This window comes from Pseudomonas sp. zfem003 (assembly GCF_032621675.1).
GTDB lineage: Bacteria > Pseudomonadota > Gammaproteobacteria > Pseudomonadales > Pseudomonadaceae > Metapseudomonas > Metapseudomonas otitidis.
On sequence record NZ_JAVYJG010000007.1, the window covers coordinates 36,932 to 55,676 of the forward strand.

Below are 18,745 nucleotides of genomic sequence, written 5' to 3' on the forward strand. Positions count from 1 at the left end.
TTGCCTGCATACGGGGTGACGGTTAAAGTGCCGCTCCCCGTTTCGCCATAGGCAATGACCATGAGCCCGTCCCTTGAAATCGCCGTGATCGGCGCCACCGGCACCGTCGGCGAAACCCTCGTCCAACTCCTCGAGGAGCGCGAGTTCCCCGTATCCACCCTGCATCTCTTGGCCAGCATCGAGTCTGCCGGCGCTTCCGTGCCGTTTCGCGGCAAGAACCTGCGCGTGCGGGATGTCGCCGAATTCGATTTCGCCCGTGTCCGCCTGGCCTTCTTCGCCGCCGGCGAGGCCGTGACCCGCAGCTTTGCCTCCCGTGCGCTGCAGGCCGGTTGCTCGGTGATCGACCTGTCCGGGGCGCTGGAGCAGGGCGTGGCGCTGGTTGCAGGGGCCAACGACTCGGCCCTGGCACAGCTCCAGGCCCCATTCGCACTGATCAGCCCCAGCCCCTCTGCCGTCGCGCTTGCCAGTGTGCTCGCGCCGTTGCGGGAAGTCCTGACACCTGAGCGCGTCTGTGTGACGGCCTGTCTTTCGTTATCCAGCCGGGGGCGTGAGGGTGTGAATGAACTGGCCCGCCAGACGGCCGAATTGCTCAATGCGCGCCCGCTGGAGCCGCGCTTCTTCGACCGGCAGGTGGCCTTCAATATCCTCGCGCAACCCGACGCGGTGGACGAGGAAGGTCATGCTCAGCTTGAGCGGCGCCTGGCACGGGAATTGAAAGAGGTCCTGGCTTCGCCGGGGCTGTACGTCGCGGCGACCTGCGTCCTGGCGCCGGTGTTCTTCGGCGACAGCCTGAGTGTCTGCATCCAGTCCGCCAAGGACGTGGATCTCGGTGCAGTCAACGCTGCACTGGAAGAGGCCGATGCGCTGGAGTGCGTCGAGTTGGGGGACTATCCCACGGCAGTAGGTGACGCTGTTGGGCAGGATGTGATCTACGTCGGCCGCGTGAGAAAGGGCCTCGAAGATCCACGTCAACTCAATTTGTGGATTGCGTCAGATAATGTGCGAAAAGGCGCTGCGCTCAATGCCATACAGTCTGGCGAGTTGTTGATAAAACACTATCTGTAAAAGATACTTACCTGAAAATTTGAAGTACTTTTCTAGCTTGACAATACTGATCTGGTTGATCGCTGGCGGGGAAGCGCAAAGCGCGCGTTGTGGCGGCGATCAATTACCCTCTCGTTCGAGCGAGAAGAAAAGATAAAACAAGGGATTACGCTATGGTTCGGGTTCGCAAACTGGTACTGGCAATTGCGGCAGCTTCGGCTCTGTCTTCCGGCATGGCACATGCCCTTGGGCTTGGTGAAGTCACTCTCAAGTCTGCATTGAACCAGCCGCTGGATGCTGAGATCGAGTTGCTCGACGTCCGCGATCTGTCGTCCAGTGAAGTCGTTCCCAGCCTCGCTTCCGCCGAAGAGTTCGGCAAGGCGGGCGTTGATCGCCAGTATTTCCTCACGGATCTCAAGTTCACCCCCGTGCTCAAGCCCAACGGCAAGAGCGTGGTGCGTGTGACCTCCAGCAAACCGGTGCGCGAGCCCTACCTCAACTTCCTGGTTGAGGTGCTGTGGCCCAACGGCCGACTGCTGCGCGAGTACACCCTGCTGCTCGATCCGCCGGCCTATTCGCCTGAAACTGCTGCCGTCGCTCCTGCTCTGGCTGCCACCGCGCCGGCCCAACAGGCTCGCCCGGCTGCACCGCGCGCTGCTGCACCGGTCGCTCCGGCTCCGTCCGCTTCTCCGGCCGCCAGTGCCAGCAAGGTTGCAGGTGGCGGCGATTACCGCACCACCGGCAAGGACACCCTGTGGGACATCGCTCAGCGCAACCGCGCCAGCGGCAGCGTCCACCAGGCCATGCTGGCCATCCAGGACCTGAACCCCGACGCCTTCGTGGGTGGCAACATCAACCGTCTGAAGAGCGGCCAGGTCCTGCGCATGCCGACCGAGCAGCAGATCGCCAGCCGTTCCCAGTCCGAGGCCATTGCCCAGGTCGCCGCCCAGAATGCTGCCTGGCGCAGCGGCGGTGCCGTGGCCGATACCGCTGGTCAGCGCCAGCTGGATGCCACCAAGCGCTCCTCCGCGGGTGCCGCCCCGGCCAAGGCCGAGAGCAAGGACAGCCTGCGTCTGGTTTCCGCCGAGAGCGGCAAGGCAACCGCCGGCAGCGAGAAGGGTGCCGCCAACGGTAACGCCAAGGCCCTGGCCGAGAAGCTGGCGGTCACCCAGGAAAGCCTGGACACCACCCGCCGCGAGAACGCAGAACTGAAGAGCCGGATGACGGATCTGCAGAGCCAGCTCGACAAGCTGCAGCGCCTGATCCAGCTCAAGGACGACCAGCTCGCCAAGATGCAGGGCGATCTGTCCAAGAAGCCCGAGGCCGCCGCTCCGGCTGCACCGGCTTCCACCACGCCGCCGGCACCTGCCGCCGAGCAGCCCGCACCTGCACCGCAGACCCAGGCGCCCGCCGAGGCGGGCGCCCCGGCGACTCCGCCGGCCGGCGCCGCGCCGGACTACAACTACAACCAGGAGCCGGCCGCACCCGATGCGGCCAGCCAGACCCAGAACCAGCAGCCGGCCACAGAGCCGGCTGAAGCCGTTGAGAAGCCCGCTGCCCAGCCGACCCCGACTCCGGCGCCGGTTCCCCCGGTCGAGGCCGAGCAGCCGAGCTTCCTCGACGAACTGATGGGCAACACCATGTTGCTGGGCATCATTGGCGGCAGCGCGCTGCTGGTGCTGCTGGTGGTACTGATGATCCTTTCCCGTCGTAACGCCATGAAGGAAGCCGAGCTGCAGAACAGCCTGGCCGACCAGGATGGCGATACCAATGCGGACAGCGATCTCGACCTGCAGGACAACGCCTTCTCCGGTTTCGACGTCGAGCCGGCTGCCGCCCCAGCGGCCGCAGCCCAGGGCGCGTCCGAGGAGCGTGTCACCGCCCAGACTGGCGACGCCCTCAGCGAAGCCGACATCTATATCGCCTACGGCCGCTTCAACCAGGCTGCCGAGCTGCTGCAGAACGCCATCAACGACGAGCCGCATCGCGCGGACCTGCGCCTGAAACTGATGGAGGTCTACGCCGAACTCGGTGATCGCGACGGTTTCGCCCGCCAGGAAGGCGAGCTGCGTGAAATCGGTGGTGCCCAGGCTGACGTGGACCTGCTCAAGTCCCGCTACCCGGCCATGGCCGCCGTGGCGGCCGCGGGTGTCGGCTTTGCCGCTGCCTCGGTTGCAGACGACCTGGACAGCTTCAGCCTCGACGACCTGACCCTGGACGAGCCGGCTGCTCCGACTCAGAAGCCGCAGGATCTGGACGATGCCTTCGACCTCAGCCTCGACGACGAACTGGATGCCACGCCCGCCGCCCGTGCCCCGGTCGAAGAGCCCCTGCCCAGCCTCGACGACCTGGATCTGGATGCCGATCTGAACCTCGACCTGCCGGCTTCCAGCCCCGCCACCGCTGACGACGACCTCGGTTTCGACCTGGATCTCGACAGCAAGCCCCTCGCCGAGGACAACCTTTCTCTGGGTGACGACCTGGCCGATTTCAGCCTGGACCTGGACGAAGGCGCCAAGCCCTCGGCTGCTGCGGAAGACGACTTCCTGCTGAGCCTGGACGACGACCTGCCGGCCGCCGAGCCCGCCAAGCTCGAGACCAGTGACTTCGACCTGCCTTCCGACTTCGACCTGTCCATGCCCGAAGAGCCGGCGCACGCCGAGCCGCAGGCAGACAGCTTCGCCGCCAAGCTGGATGAAGTCACCGCCGAACTGGACCAGCTCGCCGAGAGCCTCGACCAGCCGGCCGAAGAGGCGCCCATCCCGGCTCCGGCTCCTGAAGTCGCGGCACCTGCTGCGGACCTGGAAGGGGACGACGACTTCGATTTCCTCTCGGGCACCGACGAAACCTCCACCAAGCTCGACCTGGCACGTGCCTACATCGACATGGGCGACACCGAAGGTGCTCGCGACATCCTCGACGAGGTGCTGACCGAAGGCAGCGAAACCCAGCAACAGGAAGCGCGCGACCTGATCGCCCGTATCAGCTGATCCATGACACAAGCAGTACCCGCAACGGCAGCCGAAAAGGCTGCCGTTGGCATTTCCAGAATCGCCCTTGGCGTTGAGTACAAGGGTTCCCGCTACCGTGGCTTCCAGCGCCAGATCGCCGGTGTGCCGTCCATCCAGGAAGCCCTCGAGAAGGCGCTGACCAAAGTGGCTGGCGGGCATCCCGTCACCCTCAGTTGCGCGGGCCGGACAGACGCGCTGGTTCACGCCAGCGGCCAGGTCGTGCATTTCGACACGCCGGTCCAGCGCTCCATGCACGCCTGGACCATGGGCGCGAACATGAACCTGCCCGGCGATATCAGCGTCACCTGGGCCCAGGCCATGCCTGCGCATTTCGATGCGCGCTTCAGCGCCATGGCGCGGCGCTATCGGTACGTCATCTACAGCGACCCGATCCGCCCGGCCCACATGGCCGAAGAGGTGACCTGGAACCACCGGCCACTGGATGTCGAGCGCATGCGCGAGGCGGCTGCCTACCTGGTGGGCACCCACGACTTCACCTCGTTCCGCGCCAAACAGTGCCAGGCCAAGTCGCCGGTGAAGACGGTCCATCACCTGCAGATCCACGAGCATGGCCGTTTCATCGTGTTGGACGTGCGAGCCAATGCCTTCCTCCACCACATGGTGCGCAACTTCGCAGGCGTGCTCATGGCCATTGGTGCCGGCGAGCGCCCGCCGGAGTGGGCGAAGGAAATCCTCGAAAGCCGTTGCCGGCGTACCGGCGGTGTCACTGCGCACCCCTACGGGCTGTACCTGGTGAAGGTGGAATACCCGGAGGAGTTCGAGCTTCCCAGGCGTTACCTGGGGCCGCATTTCCTCTCCTGGATGCCTGAAGACGCAAGCTGACGCTGTAGCGGACCTTTGCTACCATCCAGCAACTTTTTGCCCAGCAGGTGTCTGCACGTTGTCTACCGTTCGCGTCAAAATCTGTGGCATCACCCGTGTCGAGGACGCCCTGGCGGCTGTAGCCGCCGGTGCCGATGCCATCGGGCTGGTGTTCTACGCGCCCAGTCCCCGGGCCGTGACCGCCGAGCAGGCGAGGGCGATCATCTCCGCTCTGCCGCCCTTCGTGACCACGGTCGGATTGTTCGTCGACATGCCGGGGGAGGAACTGGACAGCGTGCTGGCGACGGTGCCGCTCGACCTGCTGCAGTTCCACGGCGACGAATCGCCGGAGGCATGCCGGTGCCATGGGCGCCCCTATCTCAAGGCCCTGCGTATCCGTCCCGGTGACGATGTCCCGGCGCTGATCGACCGCTACCCGGATGCATCCGGCGTTCTGCTGGACACCTACGTGCCTGGCACGCCCGGCGGCACGGGCGAGGCCTTCGACTGGAGCCTGGTGCCCAGCGCGCCTTCCCGCCCGGTGGTGCTCGCCGGTGGCCTGACTCCCGGCAACGTCGCCGAGGCCATCCGTCGTGTGCGCCCCTATGCCGTCGATGTTAGTGGCGGGGTCGAGGCGGCCAAGGGCATCAAGGATCCTGTGCTGATCCGAGCCTTCATCGATGCCGTGCGCTCTGCCGAGTGATCGTCTTTCCCGCCATCGTGTCGAGCGGCAGCGCTCGACTGGATGTGACGACGGCGAGCGGGCTGCCGTCCATAACCCAGTTGTCCGCTCGGACGCTCCCCGGGAGCGCCGCGAGCCGGGCCGGAACCAGGTGCTGCCGGCACGTTCTATTGGCGTGGATGGCGGCGGCGGTCGGGGCGAACCCGGCCATGAATTTGATTTCGCTCAGGAACAGGCGCAGCGCTTCGAGCCGCTAGCGCGTGTTCGGGCCTGAAGCTATGGAGAACGAGAGCATGAGCAACTGGCTGGTAGACAAGCTGATCCCTTCGATCATGCGTTCCGAAGTTAAGAAGAGCTCGGTACCCGAAGGCCTCTGGCACAAGTGCCCGTCCTGCGATGCCGTGCTGTACAAGCCCGAGCTCGAGAAGACCCTGAATGTCTGCCCCAAGTGCGACCACCACATGCGCATCGATGCGCGCACTCGCCTGGACATCTTCCTCGATGCCGAAGGCCGGGAAGAACTGGGCGCCGACCTCGAGCCGGTGGATCGCCTGAAGTTCCGCGACAGCAAGAAGTACAAGGACCGCCTGGCCGCCGCGCAGAAGGACACCGGTGAAAAGGATGCCCTGATCGCCATGAGCGGCAGCCTCGAAGGCAACCCCATCGTGGCCTGCGCCTTCGAGTTCTCCTTCATGGGCGGCTCCATGGGCGCCATCGTCGGTGAGCGCTTCGTGCGTGCCGCCAACGTTGCGCTGGAGAAGCGCTGCCCGCTGGTGTGCTTCTCCGCCTCCGGTGGCGCGCGCATGCAGGAGGCGCTGATCTCCCTGATGCAGATGGCCAAGACCTCCGCCGTCCTGGCGCGTCTGCGCGAAGAGGGCATTCCCTTCATCTCCGTGCTGACCGATCCGGTCTACGGCGGCGTGTCGGCCAGCCTGGCCATGCTGGGCGATGTGATCGTCGGCGAGCCCAAGGCTCTGATCGGCTTCGCCGGCCCGCGCGTGATCGAGCAGACCGTGCGCGAGAAGCTGCCTGAAGGCTTCCAGCGCAGCGAGTTCCTGCTGGAACACGGCGCCATCGATATGATCATCCCCCGCCAGGAACTGCGCAGCCGCCTGTCGCGTCTGCTCGCCCAGTTCCAGAACCTGCCGTCTCCCGAACCCACCCCCGTACCGGCCACTGCATGACCCAGAGAACCCTCGCCGACTGGCTCGATTACCTCGAACACCTCCACCCCAGCGCCATCGACATGGGGCTGGAGCGCAGCCGGCAGGTGGCCGAGCGCCTGGGTATCGGGCAGCTTGCCCCCAAGGTGATCACCGTCACCGGCACCAACGGCAAGGGTTCCACCTGTGCATTCCTGGCTGCGCTGCTGCGCAGCCAGGGTCTGCGCGTCGGGGTCTACAGCTCACCGCACCTGCTGCGCTACAACGAGCGCGTCCAGTTCGACGACGGCCTCGCCAGCGATGAGGCCCTCTGTGAGGCCTTCGCCGCAGTCGAAGCGGCGCGTGGCGATATCACCCTGACCTATTTCGAGATGGGCACCCTGGCGGCCTTCTGGCTGTTCCAGCGCCGAACCCTGGATGCCGTGGTGCTGGAAGTCGGCCTGGGTGGACGGCTCGACGCCGTGAACCTGGCCGATGCCGACCTGGCCCTGGTCACCAGCATTGGTATCGACCATGCCGACTGGCTCGGCGACACCCGTGAAAGCGTGGCCTTCGAGAAGGCCGGCATCTTCCGCCCGGGCAAGCCAGCCGTGTGTGGTGATCTCGACCCGCCTGCCCCCCTGTTGGGCCGGGCTGCCGAGATCGGTGCGCCGATGCTGGTGCGGGGGCGCGACTTCGACCTGGCCGAGGCCGAGCAGAGCTGGCACTGGCGTGGCCGCTCGCCGTCCGGCGAGTTGCTGCAATTACACGACCTGCCGCTGCTGGACCTGCCCCAGGAGAATGCGTCCCTCGCCCTGCAGGCCTATGCGCTGCTTGGCCTGCCCTGGCAGCCCGAGCACCTGGCGCAGGCCCTGGCCGCTACCCAGGTCAGTGGGCGTCTCGAGCGTCGCAACATCCTGTGGCAAGGCAAACGCATCTCCCTGGTGCTGGATGTCGGGCACAACCCCCATGCCGCCGAATTCCTTGCCGGCCGCCTGGTTGCGCGGCCTGTTGCGGGGCGCCGCCTGGCTGTGTTCGGCCTGCTGGCGGACAAGGACCTCGACGGCGTGCTCCGCCCGCTGCACGCGCATCTGGCGGACTGGGCGGTGACTGCGTTACCGTCGCCCCGTTCCCGGCCGGCCGGCGAACTGCAGGCTGCCCTCGATGCCCTGGGGGCGCGGGTGCATGGCCATGAGTCCGTCGCCGCCGCCCTGCAGGCGCAGTGCGAACAGGCCGGGGAGGGGGATGAAATCCTGGTGTTCGGATCGTTCTATTGCGTGGCCGAGGCCCTGGCCTGGCTCGCGCAGCAGGCTTGATAGTGGGGGTAGCCGTGCTGGACAAGGGACTCAAGCAACGTATCGTCGGCGCCGTGGTGCTGCTGGCATTGGCCGTGATCTTCCTGCCGATGCTGTTCACCCGCGAGGACGAGTTGCGCCAGGTGCACGTCGAAGCACCGCCGATGCCCCAGGCGCCGGCCATGCCCTCGACCGAGCTGGAGGACGTCCAGGTCCCCGAGCCCCAGGCCCTGCCGGACGAGCCCGTGCCCCCGCTGGACGCCAACGGTGGCGTGGCCCAGGTGCCGGCCACTCCCCCTGCCGTTCCGGCGCCCAGCCAGGCGCCGCGCCAGCAGCCGGCCCCGGCACCTGCACAGCCCGTTGCGGCCCCGCCCGTCGCCCAGGCTCAACCCCAGGCTGCTCCGGCGCAGCCGGCGGCCAAGGCCGAGGAAAAGCGCCTGGACCCCAACGGTCTGCCCGTCAGCTGGTCCATCCAGCTGGCCAGCCTGTCCAACCGGGCCAGTGCCGAGAACCTGCAGAAGTCCCTGCGCAACCAGGGCTACAACGCCTACATCCGCAGCGCGGACGGCATGAACCGGGTGTTCGTCGGGCCGGTCATCGAGCGTGCCGAAGCCGAGCGCCTGCGTGATTCCCTCAGCCGCCAGCAGAAGCTCAACGGTTTCGTAGTGCGGTTCCAGCCGGAGAAGGGCTGAGTCAGCACCGCCGTCGGACCTTTCTGATTCGCGGGTTACCGGAGTCCAAGGCCTCTGTTAAAATGCCCGCCTTTTCCGTTCGTGGGCTGCATACGTGGCATTCACCTGGGTCGATTGGGCGATCATCGCCATCATCGCCATTTCCAGCTTGATCAGTCTGAGGCGCGGCTTCGTCAAGGAAGCCCTCTCGTTGCTCACCTGGATCATTGCCGGTGCAGTCGCCTGGATGTTCGGGGGCGCGCTGTCGCAGCACCTCACCCAATTCATCGAAATGCCCTCGGCCCGCGTCATCGCGGCCTGCGCCATTCTCTTCATCGCCACCCTGCTGGTGGGGGCGTTGGTCAACTTCCTGATCGGCGAACTGATCAGGGTCACCGGCATGGACGGCACCGACCGCTTCCTTGGCATGGTCTTCGGCGCGGCGCGCGGGGCCTTGCTGGTGGTGGTACTGGTCGGCCTGCTCAGCCTGGCACCGGTGCAACAGGATCCTTGGTGGCAGCAGTCCACGCTGCTGCCGCACTTTCTCATGGTCGCCGACTGGTCCAAGAACCTGATCCTGGGTCTGACCGGTCAGTGGCTCAACGGCAGCGTCAGCCCACCCGGCTGAGCTGCTAGACGAAGGGCGCCACCCCGGGGTAAACCCCGTGCGGCGCCCAGTATTGGCTCGAACTACTAGCAGGGGTTGCGTCACATGTGTGGCATCGTCGGTATCGTCGGCAAGTCGAACGTCAATCAGGCGCTGTATGACGCGCTCACCGTTCTCCAACATCGCGGCCAGGATGCGGCCGGGATCGTGACCAGCCATGACGGCCGCCTGTTCCTGCGCAAGGACAATGGCCTGGTGCGCGATGTGTTCCAGCAGCGCCACATGCAGCGCCTGGTCGGCCACATGGGCATCGGCCATGTGCGCTACCCCACCGCCGGCTCCTCCAGCTCCGCCGAGGCGCAGCCGTTCTACGTCAACTCGCCCTACGGCATCACCCTGGCCCACAACGGCAACCTGACCAACGTCGAGCAGCTGGCCAAGGAGATCTACGAGTCCGACCTGCGCCACGTGAACACCAACTCCGACTCGGAAGTGCTGCTCAACGTGTTCGCCCACGAGCTGGCCCATCGCGGCAAGCTGCAGCCCACCGAGGAAGACGTGTTCGCCGCCGTCTCCGGCGTGCATGACCGCTGCCTGGGCGGCTACGCCGTGGTGGCGATGATCACCGGCTACGGCATCGTCGGCTTCCGCGACCCCAACGCCATCCGCCCGATCGTGTTCGGCCAGCGCCACACCGACGAAGGCGTCGAGTACATGATCGCCTCCGAGAGCGTGGCTCTGGACGTGCTCGGTTTCACCCTGATCCGTGACCTCGCCCCGGGCGAGGCGGTGTACATCACCGAGGAAGGCAAGCTCTACACCCGCCAGTGCGCCAAGGCGCCGAAGCTCTCCCCGTGCATCTTCGAGCACGTCTACCTGGCGCGTCCGGACTCCATCATGGATGGAGTCTCCGTCTACAAGGCGCGCCTGCGCATGGGCGAGAAGCTGGCCGAGAAGATCCAGCGCGAGCGCCCCGACCACGACATCGACGTGGTCATCCCGATCCCGGACACCAGCCGCACCGCGGCACTGGAGCTGGCCAACCACCTGGGCGTGAAGTTCCGCGAAGGCTTCGTGAAGAACCGCTACATCGGCCGGACCTTCATCATGCCGGGCCAGGCGGCGCGCAAGAAATCCGTGCGCCAGAAGCTCAACGCCATCGAACTGGAATTCCGCGGCAAGAACGTGATGCTGGTGGACGACTCCATCGTCCGTGGCACCACCTGCAAGCAGATCATCCAGATGGCCCGCGAAGCCGGCGCCAAGAACGTCTACTTCTGCTCCGCCGCTCCGGCGGTGCGCTACCCCAACGTCTACGGCATCGACATGCCGAGTGCCCATGAACTGATCGCCCACAACCGGACAACCGAGGACGTGGCCGAGCTGATCGGTGCCGACTGGCTGGTCTACCAGGACCTGCCGGACCTGATCGAAGCGGTCGGCGGTGGCAAGGTGAAGATCGAGCACTTCGACTGCGCCGTGTTCGACGGCCAGTACATCACCGGTGACGTCGACGAGCAGTACCTGGACAAGATCGAGCAGGCCCGCAACGACCTCGCCAAGGTCAAGGCCAGTGCGGTCAGTGCCATCATCGACCTGTACAACAACTGAGCCAGGCGCGGCCCAGGCCGCGCCCTCCGTGACACCCCGCAGCCCGGACCCGATCCGGGCTTCGTTTCTGGAGAGATAGGGTTATGACGCAAGAATGGGAAGCCGGAAGGCTGGACAGTGACCTCGAAGGCGCCTCCTTCGACACCCTCGCCGTGCGTGCCGGCCAGCGCCGTTCGCCGGAAGGTGAGCACGGCGAGGCCATGTTCCTCACCTCCAGCTACGTGTTCCGCACCGCCGCCGATGCCGCTGCGCGCTTCGCCGGCGAGGTGCCGGGCAACGTCTACTCGCGCTACACCAACCCCACCGTGCGCACCTTCGAAGAGCGCATCGCCGCGCTGGAAGGCGCCGAGCAGGCCGTGGCCACCGCTTCCGGCATGTCCGCGATCCTCTCCATCGCCATGAGCCTGTGCAGTGCCGGCGACCATGTACTGGTCTCGCGCAGCGTGTTCGGCTCCACCATCAGCCTGTTCGAGAAGTACCTCAAGCGCTTCGGTGTGCAGGTGGACTACCCGGCGCTGTCGGACCTGGCCGGCTGGGAAGCGGCGATTAAGCCCAACACCCGTCTGCTGTTCGTCGAGTCGCCGTCCAACCCCCTGGCCGAGCTGGTGGACATCACCGCCCTGGCCGAAATCGCCCACGCCAAGGGCGCCCTGCTGGTGGTGGACAACTGCTTCTGTACCCCGGCGCTGCAGCAGCCGCTGAAGCTGGGGGCCGACATCGTCATGCACTCGGCCACCAAGTACATCGACGGCCAGGGCCGCGCCATGGGCGGCGTGGTGGCCGGTCGTGCCGAGCACATGAAGGAGGTGGTGGGCTTCCTGCGGACCGCCGGCCCGACCCTCAGCCCCTTCAACGCCTGGTTGATGCTCAAGGGCCTGGAAACCCTGCGCGTGCGCATGCAGGCCCACAGCACCAGTGCGCTGGAGCTGGCGCGCTGGCTGGAGACCCAGCCGGGCATCGAACGGGTGCACTACGCCGGCCTGGAAAGCCACCCCCAGCATGAACTCGCCAAGCGCCAGCAGAAGGCCTTCGGCGCCGTGGTCAGCTTCGAGGTGAAGGGCGGCAAGGAGGCGGCGTGGCGCTTCATCGATGCCACCCGGATGATCTCCATCACCACCAACCTGGGGGACACCAAGACCACCATCGCCCACCCGGCCACCACCTCCCACGGGCGGCTGTCGCCCCAGGAGCGGGCCAATGCCGGCATCGCCGACAACCTGATCCGCGTGGCGGTCGGTCTCGAAGACGTGGCCGACATCCAGGCGGACCTGGCGCGAGGCCTGGCGGTTCTGTGATGGAGTGGAGTGTTGAAACCTGCCTCGCCAACAATGGCAAGGTCGCGCTGGTTACCGGCGCGGCCCGGGGCATCGGGCTGGGCGTCGCCGCCTGGCTGCTGGCCGAAGGCTGGCAGGTGGTGTTGTCCGACATCGATCGGACCCGGGGTTCCAAGGTCGCCAAGGCGCTGGGCCCCAATGCCTGGTTCGTCGGCATGGACGTGGCTCACGAAAGCCAGGTGGCCGTGGGCATTGCCGAGGTCCTCGGCCAGTTCGGCCGGCTGGATGCCCTGGTGTGCAACGCCGCCGTTGCCGATCCCCATGGCGCACCGCTGGAAAGCCTTGAGCTGTCGGCCTGGAACCGCACCCTGGCGGTCAACCTCACCGGGCCCATGCTGCTGGCCAAGCACTGCGCCCCGTACCTGCGGGCGCACAAGGGCGCGATCGTCAACATCGCTTCGACCCGCGCCCACCAGTCCGAGCCGGATACCGAGGCCTATGCCGCGAGCAAGGGTGGCCTGGTGGCGCTGACCCATGCCCTGGCCATCAGCCTGGGGCCGGATGTCCGAGTGAATGCGGTCAGCCCCGGCTGGATCGACAGCCGCGACCGTGCCGAACGCGAGGCCGTGCCGCTCACCGAACTGGATCATGACCAGCACCCGGTGGGGCGGGTCGGGCTGGTGGAGGATGTGGCGCCGTTGGTGGCCTGGCTGCTGTCCGACCAGGCGGCGTTCGTCACCGGCCAGGACTACCGTGTCGACGGCGGGATGACCCGCAAGATGATCTACCTCGACTGAGGGGGGCTCTAAAAACGTAGGCGAGGCGGTCAGCGCAAGGCGAAAGCAGGCGAAAAAGCGCAGTTTACGTGCGGTAAATGAGCATTTTGATCGGACTCGCGCACGAGCCTGCTTTTAACGCCGCGATGACAACGCAGGTAGTTTTTAGAGGTGCCCTGAGGTCGGGGAGGGGCCTGAACGGGCGGTAGCGCTGGCGCGTCACCGCCCGTTTGCGTTTCAGGGGCGCAGGTCGATGGCCGGGGTGCCCTGGCCGTCGAACAGCTGGGCCGGTTCGGACGGCAGGATGCTCGGGCGGCTGCGTTGCGGGCCCGGGTCGCCAAGTACGCGGATGTCGCTGTACTTCTTGCCCGACAACGCCGCCAGGCCGGCGCGGTCGCGCACCACGGTGGGCCGCAGGAACACCATCAGGTTGCGTTTCACATGGCTGTCCTTGGTGGAGCGGAACAGCCGGCCGAGCAGGGGGATGTCGCCCAGCAGCGGCACCTTGGAATCGGTGGTGGTGATGTCGTCCTGGATCAGGCCGCCGAGCACGATCACCTGGCCGTCCTCGGCGAGGATGGTGCTCTTGATCGAGCGCTTGTTGGTGATCAGGTCGACGGCCTGGGCACTGACGCTGGCCGTCGGAGCAATGGAGGAGATTTCCTGCTCGATCTCCAGGCGCAGGGTGGCGCCTTCGTTGATGTGCGGGGTGACCTTGAGGGTCACGCCGATGTCCTTGCGCTCGATGGTGGTGAAGGGGTTGCTGGCACCGGTTGAGCCCGTGGTGTAGGAGCCGGTCTGGAAGGGCACGTTCTGGCCCACCAGGATCTCCGCCTTCTGGTTGTCCAGGGTCAGCAGGCTCGGCGTGGAGAGCAGGTTGCTCTTGCTGTTGGCCGACAATGCCGTGACCAGGGCGCCGAAGTGGTCGGTGCCGACGCCGATGATGGCGCCGTCCGGCAGCGAGTCCGGCACCTTCTTGTCCTGGATGGCCTTTAGCACGGTGCCAACCGACAGGCCGGTGTTGGCGAAGTTGGCACCCCCCATGCCACCGGTGCGGCCACGGGCGTCCACGGCCCACTGCACGCCGAGGGCGTCGCTGATGTCGCCGGAGATTTCCACGATGGCGGCTTCCACCATCACCTGGGCGCGGGGCACGTCCAGCTGGCGGACGATGTCTTCCAGTGCATTCACCGTGTCCGGTTCGGCCAGCAGCACCAGGGCATTGAGGCTCTCGTCGGCGCGGATGAGGATGTTCTGCGGCTTGCCCTTCTGCTCGGTGCCTTCGGGGGACTTGAGACCCTCGGAAATCTCGCCGAGGGTGGTCGCCAGGGCCTTGGCATCGTTGTGGCGCAGGCGGATCACCCGGGTATTGGCCGAGCGCGCGGTGGGTGTGTCCAGGGACTGCGCCAGGGACACCAGCTTGGCCCGGGCCGAAGGCGGGCCGACGATGATCAGTCGGTTGGTGCGGGAATCAGCGATCACCTGGGCGGCGTTGGTGCCCTTGGCCTGGCCGCGGGTGACGGCGTTGTTGAGCACCTCGGCGGCGTCCATCACCCAGGCGTTCTGCAGGTTGAGCACGGTGTAGTCGCGGTCGCCCTTCTGGTCCAGCTGGCGCATCAGGTCTTCGATGCGGGCGATGTTGGCGGCGCGGTCGCTGATGATCAGTGCGTTGGCCGAGGTCACCGCGGCCAGGTGGCCGTACTGCGGCACCAGCGGGCGGATCAGCGGGATCAGCTCGGTGACCGGCGCGTGCTGGACCTGGATCACCCGGGTCTCCAGCGTGTCCGGTGCTTCCGGGCCGCTACCGGCTTCGGCCTTGGCCTCGGCGTTGGGGATGATCCGCGCCTGGTCACCCTGGGTGATCACGGTGAAGCCGTGGGTGGCCATCACCGAGAGGAACAGCTGGTAGACCTCCGACAGGCTCAGCGGCGCCTTGGAGACCACGCTCACCTGGCCCTTCACCCGCGGGTCGACGATGAAGGTCTGCCCGGTGATGTCGGCCACCTGGTCGACGAATTCGCGAATGTCCGCATCCTTGAGGTTGATCGTCCAGCTGTCCTGCTGGCTGCTGCTGGAGGCGGAAACGGGTTCGGCGGCGAAAACGGGGAGCGGGGCGGTCGCAAGTCCGGCGACCAGTACGGCAATACTCAGGCGCGAGAGGGCTGTGGGCATTGATTCATTCGCTTTCCATGGGCTGTTCGGGCGGTGAGTCCGGGGGCAGGCCGCCGGATTCTTCCATCTGTTTTCTGAGGGCTTCCATGCGCTCACGCAGCTCGGCGGCATTCTCGTCCTGAAGGCCTTCGAGTGCCTCGATCGCTCCGTCGGCGGGCGCTGCGTCCATCACCGGCGAAACGGTTGCACTGGGGCGGGTATGGGGAAAGGTCAGGGTCTCCAGGCGGCCACCCCGTTCGATCTCCACCCGGTCGCGGTAGACAGCGTGCAAGCGTACGCCGTCGCTGATCGACTCGCCTGCCAGTATCCGCCTCGGCTTGTTGTCGTCCGCGCGGATGATGGCGCTGGAACGTGCCGGGTCGGCGTTGATGAAACTGCCGAGCAGCACCAGGCGCAGGTTGGTCGCCGGTGGCGGTCCCTCCTGCTGGATGCGGGCCGGGCCGAACAGGCGATCCAGGCGGTCGAGGCTGGGCGGAACCGCCGCCGCTTGCGGGCTGTCGCTACTGGTGGGGGCGGGGGCGCGCAGCAGGCGGATCCAGTCGGCGGTCTGCCAGGCGAGGCTCAGGCTCATCGCTGCGACCAGCGCCACCCCGACGACGACGGGGGCCTTTTCCTGCAAGCGATATCGGGCACCTGGAACGGGCAAAAGAGGGTCTCCGCGAGGCGAGTCAGTGGTGATTGTGGGGGTACGTCGGGGAAAAAGTGCGTTGATCATAGCAGCACGAATGGATCACGCTGCAAGCGTCCGGAAGATGTACGACCGGCGACGATGTGCTAAAGATAGCGCCGTTTTTTTACGACTTGCCGTGCATCCGGCAGCACAACGAAAAGAATTCGGCAGGGATTCGCCGAACAACCGTCAGACCCCGTGCTAGACGTTTCCGGGGTGATTTCATTAAGGCATGACACGGATGAATTCCTCTTCGCTGGACGCGCCGCTGCGGCGCCTGCCATTCGGTTTCGCCAAACGCCACGGTGTCTTCCTCCAGGATGGCGCCGAACCCTGCCTGGCCCATCGCCAGGGCGCCGAGCTGGTGGCCCTGGCCGAGGCCCGCCGCTTCGTCGGGCGCAGCCTGCCGTTCCGGGCGCTTGCCCCCGAGGCCTTCGACCAGGCCCTGGCCCAGGCCTATCAACACGACTCGTCCGCCACCATGCAGTTGGCCGAGGACCTGGGCGGCAGCCTGGACCTCGCCGCGCTGGCCGAGCAGATGCCCGAGACCACCGACCTGATGGAGCAGGAGGACGACGCACCGATCATCCGCCTGATCAACGCCATCCTCGGCGAGGCGATCCGCGAGAACGCCTCGGACATCCACCTGGAAACCTTCGAGAAGCGCCTCGTGGTGCGCTTCCGCGTCGACGGCATCCTGCGCGAAGTGCTGGAGCCCAAGCGCGAGCTGGCGGCGCTGCTGGTGTCGCGGATCAAGGTCATGGCCAAGCTCGACATCGCCGAGAAGCGCATCCCCCAGGACGGCCGCATTTCCCTGCGGGTGGCCGGCCGCGAGGTGGACATCCGCGTCTCCACGCTGCCCTCGGCCAATGGCGAGCGCGTGGTGCTGCGTTTGCTCGACAAGCAGGCCGGGCGCCTGACCCTGCAACACCTGGGCATGAGTGCGCGGGACCGTGCGCTGATGGAAGAGACCGTGCGCAAGCCCCACGGCATCCTGCTGGTCACCGGCCCCACCGGCTCGGGCAAGACCACCACCCTCTACGCCAGCCTCACCACCCTGAACGACCGCACCCGCAACATCCTCACGGTCGAGGACCCCATCGAGTACCACCTGGAAGGCATCGGCCAGACCCAGGTCAATCCCAAGGTGGACATGACCTTCGCCCGGGGCCTGCGGGCCATCCTCCGCCAGGACCCGGACGTGGTGATGGTGGGCGAGATCCGCGACCACGAGACCGCCGAGATCGCCGTGCAGGCCTCGCTCACCGGTCACCTGGTGCTCTCCACCCTGCACACCAACAGCGCCATCGGGGCCATTACCCGCCTGGTGGACATGGGCGTCGAGCCCTTCCTGTTGTCGTCTTCCCTGCTGGGCGTGCTGGCCCAGCGCCTGGTGCGGGTGCTCTGCCCGCACTGCAAGGAGGCCTACCAGGCCGACGCTGCCGAATGCCAGCTGCTGGGCGTCGACCCGACGCAGCCGGTCACCCTCTATCACGCACGTGGCTGCAGTGAATGCCACCAGCAGGGCTATCGCGGGCGAACCGGCATCTACGAGCTGGTGGTGTTCGACGACCACATGCGCAGCCTGATCCACAACGCCGCCTCCGAGCAGGAGATGACCCGCCACGCCCGCCGCTCCGGCCCGAGCATCCGTGACGACGGCAAGCGCAAGGTGCTGGAAGGCGTGACGACCGTGGAAGAAGTCCTCCGCGTAACCCGGGAAGAATAAATGGCCGCCTTCGAATACATCGCCCTGGACGCCCGCGGACGCCAGCAGAAGGGCGTGCTGGAGGCCGACAGTGCCCGTCAGGTCCGCCAATTGCTGCGCGAGCGGCAGCTGGCGCCGCTGGAGGTCAAGGCCACCCGCACCCGCGAGCAGGCCGTCGGCGGCCAGCGTTTCGGCTTCGCCCGGGGGTTGTCCGCCCGCGACCTGGCCCTGGTGACGCGCCAACTGGCGACTCTTGTGCAGGCGGCGCTGCCCATCGAAGAGGCCTTGCGTGCTGCGGCGGCCCAGTCCACCTCATCGCGCATCCAGTCGATGCTGCTGGCGGTGCGCGCCAAGGTGCTGGAGGGTCACAGCCTGGCTGGCAGCCTGCGCGAGTTTCCCGCTGCTTTCCCCGAGCTCTACCGCGCCACCGTTTCGGCGGGGGAGCACGCTGGCCACCTCGGCCCGGTGCTGGAACAACTGGCGGACTACACCGAGCAACGCCAGCAGTCGCGGCAGAAGATCCAGCTGGCACTGCTCTACCCGGTGATCCTGATGTGCGCCTCCCTTGGCATCGTCGGCTTCCTGCTGGGCTTCGTGGTGCCGGATGTGGTGCGGGTGTTCATCGATTCCGGGCAGACCCTGCCGCTGCTCACCCGTGGCCTGATCGCCCTCAGCGACCTGGTCAAGCACTGGGGCTGGCTAGCCATCCTGCTGCTGGTGGCCGGCATCACCGCGACCCGCCTGGCGCTGCGCCAGGAGGCGGCGCGTCAGCGCTGGCACGGCATCCTGCTGCGGGTGCCGCTGGTGGGGCGTCTGGTGCGTGCCACCGACACCGCGCGCTTCGCCTCCACCCTGGCGATCCTCACCCGAAGCGGCGTACCGCTGGTGGAGGCCCTCGGCATTGCCGCCGAGGTCATCGCCAACCGGGTGATCCGTGCCGAAGTGGTGCTGGCCGCACAGAAAGTGCGCGAAGGCGGCAGCCTGACCCGCGCTCTGGAGCAGACCGGTCAGTTCCCGCCGATGATGCTGCACATGGTGGCCAGCGGCGAACGTTCCGGCGAGCTGGACCAGATGCTGGCCCGCACCGCCCGCAACCAGGAAAGCGACCTGGCCGCGCAGATCGCGCTGCTGGTGGGGCTGTTCGAGCCCTTCATGCTGGTGTTCATGGGCGCCGTGGTATTGGTCATCGTCCTGGCTATTCTCCTGCCCATCCTTTCTCTCAACCAACTCGTGGGGTAAACGCGTGAAATCGAGCCGTCT

General features: G+C 66.7%; 15 protein-coding genes. 13 read left to right on the forward strand and 2 right to left on the reverse strand.

Translation table 11 applies throughout. The annotated features are described in order from the left end of the window. Positions 1-60 precede the first annotated feature (60 nt). The 11 genes from RTK35_RS17020 (at position 61) to RTK35_RS17070 (ending at position 12,956) form a co-directional block, all read left to right on the forward strand. Positions 61-1,065 (forward strand): aspartate-semialdehyde dehydrogenase, encoded by a 1,005-nt coding sequence (locus RTK35_RS17020; protein WP_316908562.1) that lies wholly within the window; start codon positions 61-63, stop codon positions 1,063-1,065. A gap of 152 nt (positions 1,066-1,217) precedes the next feature. Beyond that, a complete protein-coding gene (locus tag RTK35_RS17025) occupies positions 1,218-4,034 on the forward strand; it encodes a FimV/HubP family polar landmark protein (RefSeq protein WP_316908563.1) in 2,817 nt (938 codons plus the stop codon). A gap of 3 nt (positions 4,035-4,037) precedes the next feature. Then, positions 4,038-4,898 (forward strand): tRNA pseudouridine(38-40) synthase TruA, encoded by an 861-nt coding sequence (truA, locus tag RTK35_RS17030; RefSeq protein WP_316908564.1) that lies wholly within the window; start codon positions 4,038-4,040, stop codon positions 4,896-4,898. Positions 4,899-4,956: 58 nt separating this feature from the next. Next, positions 4,957-5,580 (forward strand): phosphoribosylanthranilate isomerase, encoded by a 624-nt coding sequence (locus tag RTK35_RS17035; protein WP_316908565.1) that lies wholly within the window; start codon positions 4,957-4,959, stop codon positions 5,578-5,580. Between the two features lie 272 nt (positions 5,581-5,852). Next, positions 5,853-6,743: an acetyl-CoA carboxylase, carboxyltransferase subunit beta gene (gene accD, locus RTK35_RS17040; RefSeq protein ID WP_074968472.1), complete on the forward strand. Its 891-nt coding sequence runs from the start codon at positions 5,853-5,855 to the stop codon at positions 6,741-6,743. Further along, positions 6,740-8,017: a bifunctional tetrahydrofolate synthase/dihydrofolate synthase gene (gene folC / locus RTK35_RS17045; RefSeq protein WP_182852196.1), complete on the forward strand. Its 1,278-nt coding sequence runs from the start codon at positions 6,740-6,742 to the stop codon at positions 8,015-8,017. The genes accD and folC overlap by 4 nt, the downstream gene beginning before the upstream one ends. 14 nt (positions 8,018-8,031) lie before the next feature. Further along, positions 8,032-8,688: an SPOR domain-containing protein gene (locus RTK35_RS17050; RefSeq protein WP_316908566.1), complete on the forward strand. Its 657-nt coding sequence runs from the start codon at positions 8,032-8,034 to the stop codon at positions 8,686-8,688. A gap of 94 nt (positions 8,689-8,782) precedes the next feature. Beyond that, positions 8,783-9,295, forward strand: coding sequence for a CvpA family protein (locus RTK35_RS17055; protein ID WP_074968464.1), 513 nt, complete (start codon positions 8,783-8,785; stop codon positions 9,293-9,295). An 84-nt stretch (positions 9,296-9,379) separates the two neighbouring features. Continuing rightward, on the forward strand, positions 9,380-10,885 hold the full coding sequence (gene purF / locus RTK35_RS17060; protein ID WP_044408636.1) for an amidophosphoribosyltransferase: 1,506 nt from the start codon (positions 9,380-9,382) through the stop codon (positions 10,883-10,885). Positions 10,886-10,968: 83 nt separating this feature from the next. Then, the gene (locus RTK35_RS17065; protein WP_316908567.1) at positions 10,969-12,180 is read left to right on the forward strand and encodes an O-succinylhomoserine sulfhydrylase; all 1,212 of its coding nucleotides are present in this window, start codon (positions 10,969-10,971) and stop codon (positions 12,178-12,180) included. Continuing rightward, the gene (locus RTK35_RS17070) at positions 12,180-12,956 is read left to right on the forward strand and encodes an SDR family oxidoreductase (protein ID WP_268192811.1); all 777 of its coding nucleotides are present in this window, start codon (positions 12,180-12,182) and stop codon (positions 12,954-12,956) included. The genes RTK35_RS17065 and RTK35_RS17070 overlap by 1 nt, the downstream gene beginning before the upstream one ends. A gap of 216 nt (positions 12,957-13,172) precedes the next feature. Here the strand turns inward: RTK35_RS17070 and gspD are convergent, their stop codons facing one another. Together gspD and RTK35_RS17080 are read right to left on the reverse strand one after the other, a co-directional pair. After that, positions 13,173-15,107: a type II secretion system secretin GspD gene (gspD, locus tag RTK35_RS17075; protein ID WP_107328353.1), complete on the reverse strand. Its 1,935-nt coding sequence runs from the start codon at positions 15,105-15,107 to the stop codon at positions 13,173-13,175. 4 nt (positions 15,108-15,111) lie between these two features. Beyond that, positions 15,112-15,678 carry a type II secretion system protein N gene (locus RTK35_RS17080; protein ID WP_232104267.1) on the reverse strand — a complete coding sequence of 189 codons (567 nt, stop codon included), beginning with the start codon at positions 15,676-15,678 and terminating at the stop codon, positions 15,112-15,114. 340 nt (positions 15,679-16,018) lie between these two features. Between RTK35_RS17080 and gspE the strand changes: the two genes are divergently transcribed. Together gspE and xcpS are read left to right on the forward strand one after the other, a co-directional pair. Next, the gene (gspE, locus tag RTK35_RS17085) at positions 16,019-17,506 is read left to right on the forward strand and encodes a type II secretion system ATPase GspE (protein ID WP_083422335.1); all 1,488 of its coding nucleotides are present in this window, start codon (positions 16,019-16,021) and stop codon (positions 17,504-17,506) included. Beyond that, positions 17,507-18,724 (forward strand): GspF family T2SS innner membrane protein variant XcpS, encoded by a 1,218-nt coding sequence (xcpS, locus tag RTK35_RS17090; protein ID WP_142007877.1) that lies wholly within the window; start codon positions 17,507-17,509, stop codon positions 18,722-18,724. Positions 18,725-18,745 lie beyond the last annotated feature (21 nt).

Bases quoted from the DNA above. Each gene is read 5' to 3' on its own strand.
- RTK35_RS17025 (WP_316908563.1), top strand. From the start codon at position 1,218: ATGGTTCGGGTTCGCAAACTGGTACTGGCAATTGCGGCAGCTTCGGCT.
- RTK35_RS17065 (WP_316908567.1), top strand. From the start codon at position 10,969: ATGACGCAAGAATGGGAAGCCGGAAGGCTGGACAGTGACCTCGAAGGC.
- xcpS (WP_142007877.1), top strand. From the start codon at position 17,507: ATGGCCGCCTTCGAATACATCGCCCTGGACGCCCGCGGACGCCAGCAG.
- accD (WP_074968472.1), top strand. From the start codon at position 5,853: ATGAGCAACTGGCTGGTAGACAAGCTGATCCCTTCGATCATGCGTTCC.
- purF (WP_044408636.1), top strand. From the start codon at position 9,380: ATGTGTGGCATCGTCGGTATCGTCGGCAAGTCGAACGTCAATCAGGCG.
- RTK35_RS17080 (WP_232104267.1), bottom strand. From the start codon at position 15,678: ATGAGCCTGAGCCTCGCCTGGCAGACCGCCGACTGGATCCGCCTGCTG.
- RTK35_RS17070 (WP_268192811.1), top strand. From the start codon at position 12,180: ATGGAGTGGAGTGTTGAAACCTGCCTCGCCAACAATGGCAAGGTCGCG.
- RTK35_RS17020 (WP_316908562.1), top strand. From the start codon at position 61: ATGAGCCCGTCCCTTGAAATCGCCGTGATCGGCGCCACCGGCACCGTC.
- gspE (WP_083422335.1), top strand. From the start codon at position 16,019: ATGAATTCCTCTTCGCTGGACGCGCCGCTGCGGCGCCTGCCATTCGGT.
- truA (WP_316908564.1), top strand. From the start codon at position 4,038: ATGACACAAGCAGTACCCGCAACGGCAGCCGAAAAGGCTGCCGTTGGC.
- gspD (WP_107328353.1), bottom strand. From the start codon at position 15,107: ATGCCCACAGCCCTCTCGCGCCTGAGTATTGCCGTACTGGTCGCCGGA.
- folC (WP_182852196.1), top strand. From the start codon at position 6,740: ATGACCCAGAGAACCCTCGCCGACTGGCTCGATTACCTCGAACACCTC.